15 protein-coding genes are annotated in these 18908 nt (G+C 71.5%); 12 read left to right on the top strand and 3 right to left on the bottom strand.

Annotated features, from left to right (window positions below; all coding sequences use genetic code 11):
- Positions 1-114: 114 nt before the first annotated feature.
- Positions 115-1341 carry a trypsin-like serine protease gene (locus KUM32_RS27290; protein ID WP_217144626.1) on the top strand — a complete coding sequence of 409 codons (1227 nt, stop codon included), beginning with the start codon at positions 115-117 and terminating at the stop codon, positions 1339-1341.
- A gap of 87 nt (positions 1342-1428) precedes the next feature.
- Here KUM32_RS27290 and KUM32_RS27285 read toward each other — a convergent pair whose 3' ends face one another.
- The 3 genes from KUM32_RS27285 to KUM32_RS27275 all read right to left on the bottom strand — a co-directional run bounded on the left by KUM32_RS27285 (position 1429) and on the right by KUM32_RS27275 (position 5075).
- On the bottom strand, positions 1429-2580 hold the full coding sequence (locus KUM32_RS27285; protein WP_217144625.1) for an acyltransferase: 1152 nt from the start codon (positions 2578-2580) through the stop codon (positions 1429-1431).
- Positions 2581-2763: 183 nt separating this feature from the next.
- Complete coding sequence (locus KUM32_RS27280) at positions 2764-4098, bottom strand: alpha-2,8-polysialyltransferase family protein (RefSeq protein WP_217144624.1); 1335 nt, start codon at positions 4096-4098, stop codon at positions 2764-2766.
- On the bottom strand, positions 4095-5075 hold the full coding sequence (locus tag KUM32_RS27275; RefSeq protein ID WP_217144623.1) for a glycosyltransferase family 2 protein: 981 nt from the start codon (positions 5073-5075) through the stop codon (positions 4095-4097). The genes KUM32_RS27280 and KUM32_RS27275 overlap by 4 nt, the downstream gene beginning before the upstream one ends.
- A gap of 199 nt (positions 5076-5274) precedes the next feature.
- On the opposite strand from KUM32_RS27275, the gene KUM32_RS27270 reads away from it, so the two are divergent.
- The 11 genes from KUM32_RS27270 to KUM32_RS27220 all read left to right on the top strand — a co-directional run bounded on the left by KUM32_RS27270 (position 5275) and on the right by KUM32_RS27220 (position 18883).
- Positions 5275-6606 carry a DUF6716 putative glycosyltransferase gene (locus tag KUM32_RS27270; protein ID WP_217144622.1) on the top strand — a complete coding sequence of 444 codons (1332 nt, stop codon included), beginning with the start codon at positions 5275-5277 and terminating at the stop codon, positions 6604-6606.
- Between the two features lie 32 nt (positions 6607-6638).
- Positions 6639-7928, top strand: a complete 1290-nt coding sequence (locus tag KUM32_RS27265) for an N-acylneuraminate cytidylyltransferase (protein WP_217144621.1) — start codon at positions 6639-6641, stop codon at positions 7926-7928.
- Between the two features lie 13 nt (positions 7929-7941).
- On the top strand, positions 7942-8880 hold the full coding sequence (locus KUM32_RS27260) for an N-acetylneuraminate synthase family protein (protein WP_217144620.1): 939 nt from the start codon (positions 7942-7944) through the stop codon (positions 8878-8880).
- A 42-nt stretch (positions 8881-8922) separates the two neighbouring features.
- A complete protein-coding gene (locus tag KUM32_RS27255; RefSeq protein WP_217144619.1) occupies positions 8923-9990 on the top strand; it encodes a hypothetical protein in 1068 nt (355 codons plus the stop codon).
- Between the two features lie 370 nt (positions 9991-10360).
- On the top strand, positions 10361-11599 hold the full coding sequence (locus KUM32_RS27250) for a M20 family metallopeptidase (protein ID WP_217144618.1): 1239 nt from the start codon (positions 10361-10363) through the stop codon (positions 11597-11599).
- 227 nt (positions 11600-11826) lie between these two features.
- Positions 11827-12870 carry a BMP family protein gene (locus tag KUM32_RS27245; protein ID WP_217144617.1) on the top strand — a complete coding sequence of 348 codons (1044 nt, stop codon included), beginning with the start codon at positions 11827-11829 and terminating at the stop codon, positions 12868-12870.
- A gap of 402 nt (positions 12871-13272) precedes the next feature.
- The gene (locus KUM32_RS27240; protein WP_217144616.1) at positions 13273-14319 is read left to right on the top strand and encodes a BMP family protein; all 1047 of its coding nucleotides are present in this window, start codon (positions 13273-13275) and stop codon (positions 14317-14319) included.
- A 220-nt stretch (positions 14320-14539) separates the two neighbouring features.
- Positions 14540-16099 carry an ABC transporter ATP-binding protein gene (locus tag KUM32_RS27235; protein ID WP_217144615.1) on the top strand — a complete coding sequence of 520 codons (1560 nt, stop codon included), beginning with the start codon at positions 14540-14542 and terminating at the stop codon, positions 16097-16099.
- On the top strand, positions 16099-17223 hold the full coding sequence (locus KUM32_RS27230) for an ABC transporter permease (RefSeq protein WP_217144614.1): 1125 nt from the start codon (positions 16099-16101) through the stop codon (positions 17221-17223). The genes KUM32_RS27235 and KUM32_RS27230 overlap by 1 nt, the downstream gene beginning before the upstream one ends.
- The gene (locus tag KUM32_RS27225) at positions 17220-18494 is read left to right on the top strand and encodes an ABC transporter permease (RefSeq protein ID WP_217144613.1); all 1275 of its coding nucleotides are present in this window, start codon (positions 17220-17222) and stop codon (positions 18492-18494) included. Before KUM32_RS27230 ends, KUM32_RS27225 begins: the two co-directional genes overlap by 4 nt.
- Positions 18491-18883, top strand: a complete 393-nt coding sequence (locus KUM32_RS27220; protein ID WP_217144612.1) for a cytidine deaminase — start codon at positions 18491-18493, stop codon at positions 18881-18883. Before KUM32_RS27225 ends, KUM32_RS27220 begins: the two co-directional genes overlap by 4 nt.
- Positions 18884-18908: the final 25 nt, after the last annotated feature.

Here is an 18908-nt window from a genome sequence, read left to right as displayed (position 1 = left end):
CAACGGGCCCGGCCGGTTCTCGCTTCCGCTGCCGGACGTCCGTCGTTCACCCCCGCTTCACGGTGGTGGTGCAGATATGGCGGCACCGGACGCAACCGATGTGGGGGGAGAAGCATGAAGAGAACGACGAGACACGGGGCGTGGTCCGTCGGCGTGCTGGTCGTGGCGGCAGCGCTCGTCACCGGGCCGGCCAGGGCGACCGTGGGTGAACCGGTCGGCGACGGGGCCGGAACCTATCTCGCGAGGATCGTGGTGGGCGACACGGAACGCGCCTGTTCCGGGGCGCTGATCGAGGCGCGCTGGATCGTCACGGCGGCGAGCTGCCTCGCCGCCGAGCCGTCCCGGCACGCGTCGCTCGCCGCGGGCCCGCCTCCCCGTCCCACCGAGGTCACCGTCGGACGCACCGGCCCGGGTACCACCGGCCAGGTGCGCGACATCGTCGAACTGGTGCCCCGTGCCGACCGGGACCTGGTGCTGGCGCGGCTCTCCTCGCCGGTGTGGGGCATCACGCCCGTGGCCCTCGGCGCCGAGGCCCCCGTCGCCGGCGAGGAGCTGTCCGTCGCCGGTCACGGACGCACCACCGGCGAGTGGGTGCCCGAACGGCCGCACGCCGGCACGTTCACCGTCACCGGCACCCGCGGAGCGGAACTGGACGTCGAGGGACGGGACGGCGCCGCGATCTGCAAGGGCGACGCGGGCGGCCCGGCGGTCCGCTCCGGCGCCGCCGGCGACGCGCTCGTGGCGGTCAGCAGCCGTTCCTGGCAGGGCGGGTGCTTCGGCTCCGAGGAGACCCGGCGCGGCGCCGTCCAGACCCGCCTGGACGACATCACGGACTGGGTCGGCGCCCAGGTCGCCCGCTGGTCCTTGAAGGCCCAGGCCAACGACAAGTACGTGTCCGCCGAACTCAACGCCACCGGCGCCCAGGAGGGCAGGCTGCGGGCCCGCGGTGACGAGGTGGGGGGCTGGGAGCAGTTCACGCTCCACACCCGCGACGGCGGCACGACGGTGGCGCTGCGGTCCGCCGCCAACCACTCCTTCGTCACCACCGAGATGAACCAGACCGGAGCCTACGAGGGGATGCTGCGCGCCCGCAGCGGGACCGTCAACGGGTGGGAGTCCTACACCCTGGTGCCGCAGGGCGACCGCAAGTACGCCCTGCGGTCCACGGCGAACGGCAAGTACGTCGTCACCGAGGCCAACTACACCGGGGCCGACGCGGGACTGCTGCGCGCCCGCTCGGACAGCGCCGCCGGCTGGGAGCGCTTCACGCTGGAGCACGCCGACAACTTCCGCGTCACGGGCGTCGCCCCGGCAGGCCCGGCTCCGCTGCCCCTGGGCTGACCCCGGCCGCTGTCACCGGCCGCTCGGCCCGGGCCCGGCGCGCGGCGGAGCTCGCTCCGCCGCACACCGGGTACGGGCCGAGCGCGCTCAGCGGGTCCGGGAGAGCACCGACCGCAGCCGCGGTGTGAGCGGCTCCTCGACGAATCGATTCAGCAACCAGGCCAGCAGCAGCATCGCGGCCGTCGTCAGCACGAACGTCGCCGCCGACGGCACGTGCAGGTCCCGGTGCAGGGTGTGGATCACCACCCAGCCCAGGTGCTCGTGCACCAGGTAGAAGGGGTACGTCAGGGCCCCGGCCACCGTCAGCCAGCGCCAGTTCGCCCAGCTCAGCCAGCCCAGCGCGATCGCCGCCACCGCCACGAAGCCGAAGGCGACGACGAGGACGATGCCGAAGGTGGTGCGGTGGGCGAAGGCGTCCGGGTCGGAGGCGTTCCACAGGTCGGCCACCGCGTAGTGCTGACCGACCAGGAAGCTCACGGCCGTGATGCCCCACCCGTGGGCGTCCCGCCGGTCGCGGTGGACGAGGTACAGGCCGATGCCGCCGACGAAGAACGGGGCGTACTGCGGCATCAGCACCAGGTCGAGCAGCGGCTCACGCGCGGCCTGCGCGAGCACCGCCGCCATCAGCCAGCCACCGCAGAACAGCAGGACCCGTCGGCGGTTCGCACCCGGCAGGACGACGCACAGCGCGAACAGCGCGTAGAAGCGGACCTCCACCCACAGCGTCCAGCACACGCCCAGCACCCGGTCCGCGCCCAGGGGCTGCTGCAGCATCGTCAGGTTGACCAGGGCGTCGCTCGGTGAGACCGCCTCGTAGGCGACCACCGGCAGTGCGAACACCGCGGTCACCAGCACGACCGCCACCCAGTACGCGGGCATCAGCCGGGACACGCGGGACGCGAAGAACGACGTCAGGGACCGCCCCCAGCCGCTCATGCAGATCACGAACCCGCTGATCACGAAGAAGACCTGGACACCGAGACAGCCGTAGGAGAACAGCGTGTGCAGCGTCGGGAACTGGTGCGCGGGCGAACTGCCCCAGGCGTCGGTGACGTAGCCGCCGCGTCCGCCGTAGTGGTATGCCGCCACCATCAGGGCGGCCACCAGCCGCAGTCCGTCCAGGGCGCGCAGCCGCCCCCGGGCGGGCTTCTTCCCCCCGGGCGCCGGGCCGGCCGGCGCCGCCGGTGCGGCGGCCGTCCCGGGCCGCGCTGTCGAGGTGCTCACGACCGTCTCGGTCACGCTCGTACTACTCCTTAGACCGTGGTGCGGTCGATGTCGGTCCTCAGGACGCCCGCAGGTTCCGAGGAGATCCCCGCATCACCTTGCGCGAGAAATGACAGTGAACGGGTGAAGGGAAAGTGAAGGGAGAGCGGAACCGTGATCGACGAGCCGGCGTTCATGTCCCCGACATCGGGAATTCCCTCACCGTTTGATCGAACGCCGAATGGACCTCGCCCGTCGCACCACCTTGCGGGCCGCGGAATTGTGCGGCAGGAATGCCAGCCGCTCCGGAATGCCACCGGGCAGGCCCAGAGAGGTCAGCCGCCGTTTCTTGAAGTACCGGCGGGTGCGGGCGTTCAGGTTGCTCCGCAGGTACTCCTCGGCCGCGGGCCGCAGCTCGGGCAGGATCTTGGGCTGCATCGCGAACCCGACGGCCCGCACCAGCGCGGCGAGGGCGTCCGTGTCCAGGCCCGGTCGCCCCTCGGCGACGGCGGCGGCGTCGGCCGGCTCGGGCAGCAGCGCGTCGACGATGGTGACGGGGACGCGGTTGCTGTTCTCGTACGGCGTCAGCCGGTCCAGCAGGGTGTCGGTGCCGACCCGGGCGACCGGCAGCCCGTACAACGCGGACGCGGTCAGCAGGGCCGTGGAGAAGCAGCCGACGACCAGCCCCGGGCGCATCCGCTGGTACAGCACCTCCGCCAGGACCGGTGTGTCCAGCACGGTGAGGTCGACGCCGAGCCGCTCCGCCTCCTGCTCCAGGGTGCGGGTGAAGCGGGCCGGTGCCGTGGGGTGCGGCTTGAACACCACGCGGGTGTGGCCGAGTCCGACGGCGCCCGTCAGCATCGTCACGTGCAGGCTCTCCTCCTCCTCGGCGGAGAGGATGCCCAGCGCCGACAGGTACTGGCCCAGCAGCAGCGCCGGCCGCTCGACCTCAGGCAGGCCGGCGTCGCCGTCCGCCAGCTCGGCCAGCACCTTGGTGAACGCCGGGGTCGGCACGATCTCCGCCGCGACGTCGAACTCGGTCAGCAGCAGCGGCACCAGCCCCGGGACCAGGTCGAGGTGGAGCAGCCGCTCCACGCGCGTGCCGACCAGCGGGTCGAGCTTGTTGCGGGTGGGGCCGTAACTCATCAGGCCGTCGGCGTAGACGGTGAGGGGAGCGTCGGTGAAGATCTGCGCCACCCCGAGCGCCGGGTGCACCTGGATCGACTCCACGGCGAGCGCCACGTCGTCGTCGCCCAGATCCCAGGCCAGCCGCAGGTACCGCTCCCACATCGGCGCGTCCTCCACCCGCGGCGACCAGCCGCCGGGGTGGAAGGGGAAGATCGTCTCGTTCCACGACACCACGTCGTCGAACCGCGACCGCAGCCGCTCGAACCCGGGCATCGCGTCCAGGGAGGGCGTCGTCTCGGGCGTCGTCGCGTTGTTGGAGACGAGCAGGATCCGCCGGTCGGCCGGGGCGAAACAGCCCGCGTCCAGCGCCGCGGCGAGCGTGGCCGTGCCGTACAGCGTCGACGCCAGGAAGATCTGCGTGGTCACGCCGCCACCTCCGCACCCGGCAGTGCGCGGCGGCGCAGCCGGCGCAGCAGCGTGGCGCGCTCGGCGTCCATCGAGCGGAGCACCTCGTCGAGCGTGTCCTGCGGCATGCGCCGCAGGGCGGCGGCGCTCATCGCCTTCAGTTTGCGGGCCACGGCAGGCTCGAACCTTTCGATGGAACCTAGATGGTGGGAAATGATCGCGCAGTACGTGCGCACGGCCTTCGGCAGCAGACGCGCGGCGTCGGCGTCCTCGGCCGTCTCCGTGACGACCTCGTCGAAGGCGCGGATGAAGTCGAGCTGGCGGACGTCACCGATCTGGGTGAGCGAGGAGGCCACCCCGCGCCGGTAGAAGACACCGAGCAGTCCCGTCACCGCGAACGACTCCGCCTCCCGGTGCAGCTTCCAGATCCACGGCCGGTCCTCGGCCGTGCGCAGCCCGTCGGTGAAGTGCAGCAGACCGCGCTCGACCAGCCGGCGGTGGTAGACGCCGGCCCAGGCGTACGCGTAGTCGACGGAGGTGGACCGGTGCGCGGGCAGGATCGCGTCGCGCGGACGCAGGCGGACGTTGCGGCGGCCGTGCGGCACCCGGTGCACGAGGCGGGACCGCGCCGTGCACTGGACGTGGTCGGTGCGCACGAAGTCGCAGCCCAGTTCCTCGATCGTGGCGACGAGCCGGTCGTAGTAGCCGGGGGCCAGCCAGTCGTCACCGTCCAGGAAGGTCAGGTACTCGCCGCGTGCCCGGTCGATGCCGGTGTTGCGGGCGGTGGCCAGACCGCCGTTTCGTTCGTGTCTGACCAGCACCGCCCCCGGCAACTCGGTCTCGGCCCGCGCGAGGAGGTCAACGGTTCCGTCGGACGAGCAGTCGTCGACGAGAATGAATTCGAAGTCGTCCCGCGCGTTCGCGCGCAGACTCCGCAGGGTGTCGGGTGCGTATTGCCGCACGTTGTAGAACGGCACGATGACGGAGAGCTTTGGCACGGGAACGACGTTAGGGGGTCGGCCCGGCATCGGGCTTTGCCTGCACCTTGATATGCGGTGAACGAGGCATGGCGAAGCCGTGAAGCGCGCGGTGTTCCGGGTGCCGGGCGGCTCGATTCGCCAGTCGGCGTTGTGCTGTTCACCATTTGTTGGATTCCGGTTGGGCGGTTCCTAGAAAAGCCTTTTTAGCGTTTGCGACGTGCCAGCAAGTGCAACGAAGGCCCTGCGAGTCGCCGTCCTGGCGGACTCCGACACCCGGTGGAAATGGGGCGCGCTCACCGCGAGCCGCATCTCCCCCGAGGACGCGGACATCCACCTCGACGGCTACCTCCTGCGAGGCCGAGCCACCCCCACGCCCCGCCAGCTGCGGGAAGTCGGCGTCACCGCGGACTCGCTCCGCGAGGTGACCGCCGTCGAGTTCCTGCGCACGATGGCCGAGGAGCCGTACGACGTCCTCGTCCTCGCCCTGGTCGGCGGCGGCGTCCAGGCCATGCTGCACGGCCTGGGGCGCGTGTGGGAGGACCGCTCCGACCGGCCCGTCGTCGTCACCGGCTACGTCGGCGTCGTCTACGAGAAGCTCGCCGACGGCCTGCTCCTGCGCCACGGCGCCGACCTCGTGCTGGCCAACTCCCGACAGGACGCGGACCGTTTCCGCGCCGTGTACGAGGGGGTCGGCGCCGACGCCTCCGCGGTGACCGAGGTCGCCCTGCCCTTCCTCGGCGGGGCCGCCTACACCGGCGAGCACGATCCGTACACCGTCGTCTTCGCCGCCCAGCCCTCCGTCCCGGACAGCCGCAAGGACCGCGCCTACCTGCTGGACCGCCTGATCCAGCACGCCCGGCGCCATCCGGAGCGCGAGGTGCTGCTCAAGCTGCGCTCCAAGCCGGGCGAGCACACCACGCACATCGAGGAGCTGCCGTACCAGAAGCTGGTGCAGCGGGCCGACCCGCCGTCCAACTTCCACCTCGTCTACGGGCACATGGGCGAGGTCCTCGACCGCACCGACCTGCTGGTGACCGTCAGCTCCACGGCGGCCCTGGAGTCGCTGCACCGCCGCATCCCCACCGTCGTGCTCACCGACCTCGGGGTGCGCGAGGCGCTCGGCAACCACCACTTCGTCGGCTCCGGCTGCCTCGCCTCCTGGGACCAGCTCGACGACGGCCACCGCCCGGTCCCCGACCCGGAGTGGATCGCCCGGCAGGGCGTGGCGGCGGGCGGAACCGGCGCGGGGGAGAGCACGTACGCGACCGCCTTCGACCGGGCCCGCGCACGCATCGCCTCCCTGCTCGCCCGGCCCGGCGGCCTGCCGCCGCTCACCCCGTACTACACACCCGTCACCGCCCCCGGCTACCTGCCCGGCATCCTCGCCCGCCACCACCTCGGCCCGGACGGCACCCCGCTGCCCGGCGCGCCCGCCGCCGACCGCGAGCCCGGCCCGGTCCGGCAGATCGTGCGCCGCGCGGCCCGCGGCGCCTACCGGCACGGCGTGCAGCGCGTCGCCCCGGTCATCCGGCGGATGGGGGAGCTGTGACCGGCCCGAACCATCAGCAAGGAGTACAGCCCATGTCCCAACCGGAACCGGGCCGGGGCGCCGACGTGCGCCGTGTGCTCGCGGTGATTCCCGCGCGCGGCGGCTCCAAGGGCGTGCCCGCGAAGAACCTCGCCCCCGTCGGCGGCGTGCCCCTGGTGGCCCGCGCGGTGCGCGAGTGCCGGGCCGCCCGCCTCGTGACGGACGTCGTCGTCTCCACCGACGACCAGGCCATCGCGGCCACCGCCCGCGAGGCCGGCGCCGAGGTCGTCCTGCGCCCCGCCGCCATCGCCGGGGACACGGCGACCTCCGAGGCCGCGGTGCTCCACGCCATGGACGCCCACGAGGCCCTGCACGGATCGGCCGTCGACGTGGTGCTCCTCGTGCAGTGCACCAGCCCCTTCCTCGTCCGCGAGGACATCGACGGGGTGGCCGGCGCGATCGTGGAGGGCGGCGCCGACACCGCGGTGACCGTGGCCCCGTTCCACGGCTTCGTGTGGCGCGACGGCGCGGACGAGGCGGACCAGGAGGAGGGCGGCTACGGCGTCAACCACGACAAGTCCTACCGCCCGCGCCGCCAGGACCGCCCCCAGGACCTGCTGGAGACCGGCGCCGCCTACGCCATGGACGCGCCCGGCTTCCGCAAGCACGGGCACCGCTTCTTCGGCCGCACCGAACTGGTCCGCACCGACCCGGCCCGCGTCCTGGAGATCGACGACCCGCACGACCTGGCCCGCGCCCGCGCCCTGGCCCCCCACTTCGACACCGCACGGCCGGGCGCCCTCCCGACCACGGCCGACATCGACGCGGTCGTCCTCGACTTCGACGGCACCCAGACCGACGACCGGGTGCTGATCGACTCCGACGGACGGGAGTTCGTCTCCGTGCACCGCGGCGACGGACTCGGCATCGCGGCCCTGCGCCGCAGCGGCCTGCGGATGCTGATCCTGTCCACGGAGGTGAACCCGGTCGTCGCCGCCCGCGCCCGGAAGCTGAAGCTCCCGGTGCTGCACGGCATCGACCGCAAGGACCTCGCACTCAAGCAGTGGTGCGAGGAGCAGGGCATCGCGCCCGAGCGCGTGCTCTACGTCGGCAACGACGTCAACGACCTGCCGTGCTTCGCCCTCGTGGGCTGGCCCGTGGCGGTCGCCAGCGCCCACGACACCGTGCGCGACGCCGCACGCGCGGTCACCACCGTGCCCGGCGGCGAGGGCGCGATCCGGGAGATCGCCGCCTGGCTCCTCGGCCCCTCGCTCGACTCGCTCCACGTCCCCGACTCCCTCGAGTCCTTCGACACCCCCACCACGATCACCCAGTCCAAGTAAGGAACCCCCCGCCATGAGCACCAACTCCCGCATCCGCTCCTTCGGTACCCGCGAGGCCGGCCCCGGCCGCCCCGTCTACATCACCGGCGAGATCGGCATCAACCACAACGGCGACCTCGAGAACGCCTTCAAGCTGATCGACGCCGCCGCCGAGGCCGGCTGCGACGCCGTCAAGTTCCAGAAGCGCACCCCCGAGATCTGCACCCCGCGCGACCAGTGGGACATCGAGCGCGACACCCCCTGGGGCCGGATGACGTACATCGACTACCGCCACCGCGTGGAGTTCGGCGAGGACGAGTACCGCCAGATCGACGAGTACTGCAAGTCCAGGAACATCGCCTGGTTCGCCTCCCCGTGGGACACCGAGGCCGTCGCCTTCCTGGAGAAGTTCGACGTCCCCGCCCACAAGGTCGCCTCCGCCTCCCTGACCGACGACGAGCTGCTGCGCGCCCTGCGCGCCACCGGCCGTACGGTCATCCTCTCCACCGGCATGTCCACCCCGAAGCAGATCCGCCACGCCGTCGAGGTCCTGGGCAGCGACAACATCCTGCTCTGCCACGCCACCTCGACCTACCCGGCGAAGGCCGAGGAGCTCAACCTGCGCGTGATCAACACGCTCCAGCAGGAGTACCCGAACGTCCCGATCGGCTACTCCGGCCACGAGACCGGCCTGCAGACCACCCTCGCCGCCGTCGCCCTCGGCGCCACCTTCGTCGAGCGCCACATCACCCTCGACCGCGCCATGTGGGGCTCCGACCAGGCCGCCTCCGTCGAGCCGCAGGGCCTGGCCCGCCTGGTCCGCGACATCCGCACCATCGAGGCCTCCCTCGGCGACGGCGTCAAGAAGGTCTACGACTCCGAGCTCGGCCCCATGAAGAAGCTGCGCCGCGTCACCGGTGTGGTCGCCGAGGCGGAGATCGCCGCGGCGGCGGGCGAGCCGGTCTCGGTCTGACCTCACCCCCACCCCCCACCACGACGGGACGGTCGTACGCCGATGAGCCCCCGCGCCGGGAACGCCGGCCCCCACACTCTCGCCTTCGTCGAGAGCCCGGTACAACTGCTGAACGTGCTGGAGTGGGCGCACGCGCGCGCACCCGGCGCGGAGCTCACCCTCGTGGTCCTCTCGCCCGTCGACCCGATGACCCGCGGCCAGCTGCGCCGCATGGCCGAACTGGCCCGCAAGGAGGGCCACCAGGTCCGCTGGGAGGAGGCGCGCGGCGGCGCCACCGCCCCCTTCCGCACGGTCGGCGGCCTGACGACCGCCCTGCGCCGCGCGGACCGGATCGTCATGGGCGACCCCTTCTCCCGCTACGTACAACTGCTCCTCACCATCACCCGCGCCCGTGACCTGGTCGTCGTCGACGACGGCACGGCCACGATGGAGTTCGTCACCCAGCTCGCCCACGGTGAACGCCTGGTGCGCTGGCACCGCAAGGGCAGCCGTTCCGGCCCTCGCGACCTGCTCTTCGGACCGGTCTCCGCGTCCGCGCGGCGCCGCCTCACCCCGGCCCGGGGCCGCGGCGTGGAGGTCTACTCCTCCATGCCCATCGAGGACACCCCGGACGGCGTCACCGTCACCGCGAACGACTTCGCCTGGACCCGCGCCCGCTTCGGCCCGCCCCGCATCACCAAGGGGGCCGACATGGTCGGTACGTCCCTGGTGGAGACCGGCGTCGTGGACGGCGACCGCTACCTGGACGCCGTACGCGTCCTGGCGAAGACCCACGGGGCGACCCGCTACTTCGCCCACCGCCGCGAGAGCGCCGAGAAACTGCACCGGCTGGCGGTGGAGACCGGCCTGGAGATCGTCCGCCCCGACCTCCCGCTGGAGCTGATCGCCCGCCGCGGCCCGATCGGCCGGACCGTCCTCAGCTTCCCCTCCACCGTCGTCCACACCCTCCCCCTGGCCCTGGCCGGCACCGAGGTCCGCGTCGCCGTCTGCGACATCGACCCCGCCTGGCTCACCCGCTCCGCCTCCCCCCGCGCGAGCGGCTTCCTGTCCGGTGTGACGGACACGGCCCGCAACGCGCACCGGCTGTCGGCGGTGGCGAGCACGGGGTAGCTCCCGCGGGGAGCCGGCCCGGGTGGCCGACGACCTCCCCGTACGAACGGTCAGGAGCCGGCCTCGTACCGGCGCACCCGGAGGAAGTGACGCAGCGCTCCCGGGGTGGCCGCGACCGTCCCCGCCACGGCGCGCGTGGGGCGGTCGTCGCGTGGTACCTGTATCCCGAGCGGGCGCCGCCGAGTGGTTCGAACCACTCCCGGTGGATCTCTCATGATCGGCTCGGCCGGAAAGACGGGCGAGTTTACCCAGGCAACTCGACAGCTATGCGTAGGGCGGCCCAACTTTCTTCCCCTAAGGGGCTGAATTTTGTTGATCGTGGGTCCACCGACCGCTCGGGCGCCCTACTCTGCAAAGGGTGAAAGCGTTGATGTCCCCAGAGTCCGAGGCCGACACTCCCGGTGAGACCGCGCTGCCCGGCGCATTGCCCGAGGCGCTGCGCGCCGAGCTCGTCGCCTTCCGTCGCGACCTGCACATGCACCCCGAACTGGGCAACCAGGAGTTCCGCACCACCGCCGCGATCAAGGAGCGGCTGGAGCGGGCCGGCCTCAGGCCGCGGGTGCTCCCGATCGGCACCGGACTCGTCTGCGACATCGGCACCAGCACCGACTCGGGACAGTGGGCCGGCGGGCCGCGCATGCTCGCCCTGCGGGCCGACATCGACGCGCTGCCCATCCCGGACACCAAGAACGAGTGCGCCTACCGCTCGACGGTCCCGGACCGCGCCCACGCCTGCGGGCACGACGTCCACACCACCGTCGTCCTCGGCACCGGACTCGTGCTCGCCGATCTGCACCGGCGGGGCCTGCTGCCCCGGCCCGTGCGGCTGATCTTCCAGCCGGCGGAGGAGGTGCTGCCCGGCGGTGCCCCGGACACCATCGAGGGCGGCGCGCTCGACGGCGTGCGCCGCATCCTGGCCGTGCACTGCGATCCCCGGGTGGACGCCGGGAGGATCGGACTGCGGGTCGGCCCCATCACCTCCGCCTGCGACCGGCTCGAGATCGCCCTGAACGGCCCCGGCGGCCACACCGCCCGCCCGCACCTCACCACCGACCTGGTCACCGCCGCCGCGCGGGTGGTCACCGACGTGCCCTCGCTCGTCGCCCGGCGCGTGGACAGCCGCAGCGGGCTCGCCCTGACCTGGGGGCGGATCGACTGCGGCCACGCCCCGAACGTCATCCCGCAGCACGCCGAACTCGCCGGGACCGTGCGCTGCCTCGACCTCGACGCCTGGCGGCAGGCGCCCGACCTGGTCGTCGGCGCCATCGACGAGATCGCCAACCTGTACCGGGCCAAGTCCGAGATCACCTACGTCCGCGGAGTCCCCCCGGTCGTCAACGAGGTCACCAGCACCGAACTGCTCCAGGCCGCCATGGTCGCCCGGCGCGGTACCGACTCCGTGGAGGGCACCGAGCAGAGCCTCGGCGGCGAGGACTTCTCCTGGTACCTGGAGCAGGTGCCCGGCGCCATGGCCCGGCTCGGCGTCCGCCCGCCCGGCGAGCGCACGGTGCGCGACCTGCACCAGGGTGACTTCGACGTGGACGAGCACGCCATCACGGTGGGCGTGGAGATGTTCACCGCGGCGGCACTGATCGACGCCGTCCAGTAGGAGCCGGCCGTCCGGCCCGCCGCGGTCACGGCCTCGGCGGGCCGGGCGCGGCACGCCCCGGCACCCCTTTCCACCCCGTACGGCCGGGTGGTTCACAAGGCCGTAACCGGCCAGCGGCACGAATGGGTAACGGCCCCGCGGAACCCCGTTCCCAGGAGTTTCTACGCGCGTTAATGTGCGCCGAACCGAGCGCCCGCTGCGGGGCTTTGGAGAATGGGGAACTTCAGATGCGTCGGATATCGAGACTGACCCGTGCCGCGGTGGGGGTCGCGTCGCTGGCACTCGCCGCCACGGCCTGCGGCGGCACCAGCGGCGACAGCGGCAGCGGCGACGAGGGCGGCAAGGGCCTCGCCATCGCCTACGACGTCGGCGGCAAGGGCGACCAGTCCTTCAACGACGCCGCGTACGCGGGTCTGGAGCGGGCCCGGAAGGAGTTCGGCTACAAGACCGCCGACATCGAGCCCACCGACGGCGAGACCGACGCCGACAAGGAGCAGCGCCTCGCCTCCCTCGCGAAGCAGGGCTACAACCCGATCATCGGTGTCGGCTTCGCCTACGGCCCGGCGATGAAGGCCGTCGCCGCGAAGTACCCGGACACCGCCTTCGGCATCGTGGACTCCGTGGTCGAGGGCAAGAACGTCGCGTCCCTCGTCTTCGCCGAGAACGAGGCCTCCTATCTCGCGGGCGTCGCGGCGGCCAAGACGACCAAGAGCAACGTCGTCGGCTTCGTGGGCGGGGTCGACGTACCGCTGATCCACAAGTTCGAGGCCGGCTACAAGCAGGGCGTGCGGGACACCGACCCCAAGGTCAAGGTGGTCTCGCGGTACCTGACGCAGACCGTGGAGGAGGGCGGCTTCACCAGCCCGGACAAGGGCCGCGCCGCGGCCGAGGGCCAGATCGAGGAGAAGGCCGACGTCGTCTACCAGGCGGCCGGTCTGTCCGGCCAGGGCGTGATCGAGGCCGCCGCCAAGGCGAAGGTCTGGGCGATCGGCGTCGACTCCGACCAGTACCGGCAGGAAGCCCTCGCGAAGTACAAGGACTCCATCCTGACCTCCGCCCTCAAGGACGTCGACGGTGCGGTGTACGCCCTGGCCAAGTCGGTGAAGGACGGCAAGCCGCTGACCGGCACCCAGACCTTCGACCTGAAGTCCGACGGCGTGGGCCTGTCCGACAGCAACCCGAAGTACGCCGGGATCCAGGGGCTGACGGACGCCGTGACCAAGGCCAAGGCGGGCATCATCGACGGCTCCATCAAGGTCAGGACCGAGTAGACCGACGGCTCCATCAAGGTCAGGACCGAGTGGAGCGACGGCTCCATCAAGGTCAGGACCGAGTGGAGCGGCGGCTCACGCACAGCTCAGGGCCGAGGAGCCCGGCGGCTCCCGCAAGGCTCAGGACCGAGGAGCCCGGCGCGGCACGGAACCGGACGAAGCGGGCGGGCACCCCGGGTGTCCGCCCGCTTCGGCGTGCCGCGCGCGGGCGCCCCGGCGTCACCCTCCGCCACCCTCCGTTTGCGTCCGGCAAGCCCCGCCCCCCTGTCCGCGGCGGCTTGCTCACGGGCGGATAACAAGGTGGACAGAAGGGGTTTTCAGGCAGGTCTACGCGCGTTAATCTGCGGCGAAGCCAGCGCCGTAGCCGAACCGTCCGGCGCTTGTACGACAGGAGCACCAGACATGCGCCGGATTACCCGGATCACGGTCGCAGGCGCAGCGACCGCCTCCCTGGCCCTCGCCCTCGCCGCCTGCGGTGGTACCTCGACCTCCTCCGGGTCGGAGTCCAAGGGTGACAAGGGCCTCGCCATCGCGTACGACGTCGGCGGCAAGGGCGACCAGTCCTTCAACGACGCCGCGTACGCGGGTCTGGAGCAGGCGAAGAGCGAGTTCAAGTACGAGACGGCCGACGTCGAGCCCACCGACGGCGAGACCGACGCCGACAAGGAGCAGCGCCTGGTCTCCCTGGCCAAGCAGGGCTACAACCCGGTCGTCGGCGTCGGCTACGCGTACGCCGCCGCGCTGAAGAGCGCCGCCGAGAAGTACCCGGACACCACCTTCGGCATCGTGGACGACGCCACGATCGAGGCGAAGAACGTGGCCGACCTGGTCTTCAACGAGGAGCAGGCGTCCTACCTCGCCGGTGTCGCCGCCGCCAAGAGCACGAAGACCAAGACGGTCGGTTTCGTGGGCGGTGTGGACATCCCGCTGATCCACAAGTTCCAGGCCGGCTTCGAGCAGGGCGTCAAGGACACCGACCCGAAGGTCAAGGTGATCTCGCAGTACCTGACGCAGACGGCGGAGGAGGGCGGCTTCTCCAGCCCCGACAAGGGCAAGACCGCCGCCGAGGGCCAGATCGAGAAGAAGGCCGACGTCGTCTACGCGGCGGCCGGTCTCTCCGGTCAGGGCGTGATCGAGGCCGCCGCCGCCAACAAGGTGTGGGCGATCGGCGTCGACTCCGACCAGTACAAGCAGGAAGCCCTCGCCAAGTACAAGGACAGCATCCTGACTTCGGCCACCAAGGACGTCGCGAAGGCGGTCTACAACCTCGCGAAGTCGGTCGAGGACGGCAAGCCCGAGACCGGTATCGTTCGGGGCGATCTGAAGTCCGGCGAGGTCGGCCTCTCGGTCTCCAACCCGAAGTTCGCGGACGACGCCGAGCTCCAGGCAGCCATCACGACGGCCAAGGAGAAGATCGTCAGCGGCGAGATCAAGGTCAAGAGCAGCTGAACCGAGCTGAGCTGAGCACCACCTCGAACAGCGTGTAACCCGCGGGGTTGCACCGGCTCGGCGGGGTACGGGGAGGCCGCCTCCCCGTACCCCGTCGTGTGGTGTGCCGCCGCTTCAGATGCCGAAGGGGCGCTACACGCGTAGACGGCCCCCGTCCCCAGGAGAGTGCGCCATCAACGCGTCCAGCAGCCCTCCGGCCGGAGCGGCGGTCAACGAATCGGTGACCGCCGTCGAACTCGCCGGGATCACCAAGCGTTTCCCCGGTGTCGTGGCCAACCACGACATCCACCTCACGGTCCGCAAGGGCACCGTCCACGCCCTCGTCGGCGAGAACGGCGCCGGCAAGTCGACCCTGATGAAGATCCTCTACGGCATGCAGAAGCCGGACGAGGGCACCATCACGATCGACGGCGAGCAGGTCTCCTTCTCGTCTCCCGCCGACGCCATCGTCCGCGGCATCGGCATGGTCCACCAGCACTTCATGCTCGCCGACAACCTCACGGTCCTCGAGAACGTGGTCCTCGGCAGCGAGAAGCTCCACGGCATCGGCGCCCGGGCCCGCCGGAAGATCAACGAGATCTCCGAGCGCTACGGCCTCGGCGTACGCCCCGACGTCCTGGTCGAGGAGCTGGGCGTCGCCGCCCGCCAGCGCGTGGAGATCTTGAAGGTCCTCTACCGCGGCGCCCGCACGCTGATCCTGGACGAGCCGACGGCCGTCCTGGTGCCGCAGGAGGTGGACGCCCTCTTCGACAACCTGCGCGAGCTGAAGGCCGAGGGCCTGTCGGTCATCTTCATCTCCCACAAGCTGGGCGAGGTCCTCTCGGTGGCGGACGACATCACCGTCATCCGCCGCGGCACCACGGTCGGTACGGCCGTGCCCGCCGAGACCACACCGCGCCAGCTCGCCGAGCTGATGGTGGGCAGCGAGCTGCCGACGCCCCAGACGGCGGAGTCGACGGTCACCGACCGCCCGGTCCTCACCGTCGACACGCTGCGCCTGGTGGCTCCGGGCGGCAAGGCCCTGCTCGACGACGTCTCCTTCACCATCCACGCCGGCGAGGTCCTCGGCATCGCCGGTGTCGAGGGCAACGGCCAGACGGAACTGGTCGACGCACTCATCGGCCTGCGCCACGCCGACTCCGGCACCATCCGCTTCCTCGACCAGGACATCACCGCGCTGCCCACCCGCAAGCGCCGTGAGCGGGGCGTCGGCTACATCCCCGAGGACCGCCACCGCCACGGCCTGCTCCTGGAGGCCCCGCTCTGGGAGAACCGCATCCTCGGCCACGTCACCGAGAAGCCCAACAGCAAGGGCTTCTGGCTGGACCCGAAGGGCTCCCAGGAGGACACCCGCCGCATCGTCGAGACGTACGACGTCCGCACCCCCGGCATCGACGTCACCGCCGCCTCGCTCTCCGGCGGCAACCAGCAGAAGCTGATCGTCGGCCGCGAGATGAGCCACCAGCCGCGCTTCCTCATCGCCGCCCACCCCACGCGCGGCGTGGACGTCGGCGCGCAGGCCGCGATCTGGGATCACATCCGCGAGGCCCGCCGCGAGGGCCTGGCCGTGCTGCTGATCTCCGCCGACCTCGACGAGCTGATCGGCCTGTCCGACACCCTCCGGGTGATCTACGACGGCAAGCTGGTCGCGGACGCCGACCCGGCCACCATCACCCCCGAGGAGCTCGGTTCGGCGATGACCGGCGCCGCTTCCGGTCACCTCGAACACGAAGAGACCCCGGCCGACGGTGGCCGGGGTGCGGAAGACGAGGCCCGCTGATGAAGAAGTTCGACAAGGAGCGCGTGCTCCTCGCGGTGGCCGGACCGGTCATCGCGCTCGCCGTGGCCTTCGTGCTGAGCGCGATCGTCCTGATCGCCTCGGGCAAGAACCCGGTCGAGCCGTTCGCCCTGATGTTCGAGCAGGCCGGTTTCTCCGACATCCAGGTACTGATCATCAACCAGGCGTCGATGTACTACATCGCGGCCCTCGCGGTCGCCATCGGCTTCCGGATGAACCTGTTCAACATCGGCGTCGACGGCCAGTACCAGCTCGCCGCCATGATCGCCGCGATCGTCGGCGCCCACGCCGACCTGCCGGCCGCCCTCCAGATCCCGCTCCTGCTCCTGACCGCCGTCCTCACCGGCGCCTTCTGGTCCGGCATCGCGGGCGTTCTGAAGGTCACCCGCGGCGTCAGCGAGGTCGTCGCGACGATCATGCTCAACGCCATCGCCACCGCCGTCATCGGCTACCTGTGGCTGCCGGACGTCTTCGGCGTCAAGATCGGCAACAACAACACCACCGGCGAGATGCACGAGTCCGGCTGGATCCCCGGCATCGACATGGGCGCGGCGGGCGAGGTCTACGGCCTGGTCATCCTCGCCGTCCTGCTCGGCATCGGCTACTGGATCGTCCTCAACCGCACCCGCTTCGGCTTCGACCTGCGCGCCTCCGGCGCCTCCGAGTCCGCCGCCGCGGCCAGCGGCGTGGACCCCAAGCGCATGGTGCTCACCGCGATGCTCATCTCCGGCGGTCTCGCCGGTCTCGCGGGCCTGCCGATCCTGCTCGGCGACACCCACACCTACAGCCTCAACTTCCCCACCGGCATCGGCTTCCTCGGCATCGGCATCGCCCTGCTCGGCCGCAACAGCCCGGTCGGCATCGCCTTCGCCGCCCTGCTGTGGGCCTGGCTCGACAAGGCCTCGCCCGAACTGGACTTCCACGGCTACGACAAGGAGATCGCGGTCATCATGCAGGGCCTGATCGTCCTGTCCGTCGTCGTCTCCTACGAGGCCGTCCGCGAGTGGGGCCTGCGCCGCCAGCAGCGCCGGGTCGGCGCGGAGCTGGCCGCCGGACACGTCCTCGGCGCCACCGACAACACGAAGAAGGAGGTGGCCGGCCGATGACCGCTCCGACCACAGCGACCGACATCAACCAGCCCTCGCTGCAGCCCGGGGCGCCGGCCGGCCGCCGCATGTCGCTGCCCGTCCTGATGCTGGTCATCGCCGGAGCCCTGGCACTGACCTCCCTCGTCCGCCTGATCACCGGCGCCGACGGCATCACCAACGTCAGCCAGATGTCCACCGCCCTCCAGCTCGCCGTGCCGATCGGCCTCGCCGGCCTCGGCGGCCTGTGGGCCGAGCGCGCGGGCGTCGTCAACATCGGCCTCGAGGGCATGATGATCCTCGGCACCTGGTTCGGCGCCTGGGCCGGCTTCCAGTGGGGCCCGTGGACCGGTGTCCTCGTCGGCATCGTCGGCGGCGCGATCGGCGGACTGCTGCACGCGATCGTCACCGTCACCTTCAACGTCAACCACATCGTCTCCGGTGTGGCCCTCAACATCCTCGCCCTGGGCGCCACCCGCTACCTCGCCCCGCTCGCCTTCGAGGGCCACCAGGGCGGCTCGGCCAAGCAGTCCCCGCCGGTCGACTCCCTCGGCCACTTCACGGTGCCGGGACTGTCCGACGGCCTCCAGACCCTCAACGACAAGGGCTGGTTCCTGATCTCGGACATCGCCGGCCTGCTCGGCGGCCTGGTCACAGACGTCTCCTGGCTGACCCTGATCGCCGTCGCGCTGGTCCCCGCCACCTGGTGGATCCTGTGGCGCACGCCGTTCGGCCTGCGCCTGCGCTCCTGCGGCGAGAACCCGGTCGCGGCCGAGTCCCTCGGCGTCAACGTCTACAAGTACAAGTACCTCGCCGTGATCATCTCCGGCGGTCTGGCCGGGCTCGGCGGTGTCTTCCTCTCCATCGTGGCCAACCCCTTCTACCTGGAGGGCCAGACCAGCGGACGCGGCTACATCGGCCTCGCGGCGATGATCTTCGGTAACTGGATGCCGGGCGGTCTCGCCATCGGCGCGGGCCTGTTCGGCTACACCGACAGCCTCAACCTGCGCGGCGGCTCCGCCAACGTGCACGCCCTGCTGCTGCTCGGCGCCCTGCTGCTGCTGGCCGGCGCCATCTGGCTGGCGGTCCGCAAGAAGTACGTCAAGGCCGTGGTCACGCTGGTCGTCGGCGCCCTGGTCTTCGCCTGGTACGCCGGCACCGACGACGTCCCCAACCAGGTCGTCTCCGCCACCCCGTACGTCGTCACCCTCGTCGTCCTCGCGCTGTCCGCGCAGCGCCTGCGGATGCCGAAGGCGGACGGCATGCCGTACCGGAAGGGGCAGGGCAAGTGACCGACGTCGACTGGGAGGCGCTGCGCACGGCGGCCCGGGACGCCATGTCCCGGGCGTACGCCCCCTACTCCGGGTACGCCGTGGGCGCCGCCGCCCTGGTCGACGACGGCCGCACGGTGACAGGCTGCAACGTGGAGAACGCCAGCTACGGCGTCGGCCTGTGCGCCGAGTGCGGCCTGGTCTCCCAGCTCCAGCTGACCGGCGGCGGCCGGCTGACACACTTCGCCTGCGTCGACGGCCACGGCGAGACCCTGGTGCCGTGCGGACGCTGCCGCCAGCTGCTGTACGAGTTCGGCGGCCCGGAGATGCTGCTGGAGACCCCCGCCGGAGTGCTCCCGCTCTCGGAGATGCTCCCGCAGGCCTTCGGCCCCGGCCACCTCACCAAGTAACTCCCGCAATCCCGTAAGGAAAGCC

Source organism: Streptomyces sp. AC627_RSS907, from assembly GCF_019049165.1.
This window is presented reverse-complemented; position numbering and strand designations above follow the sequence as displayed.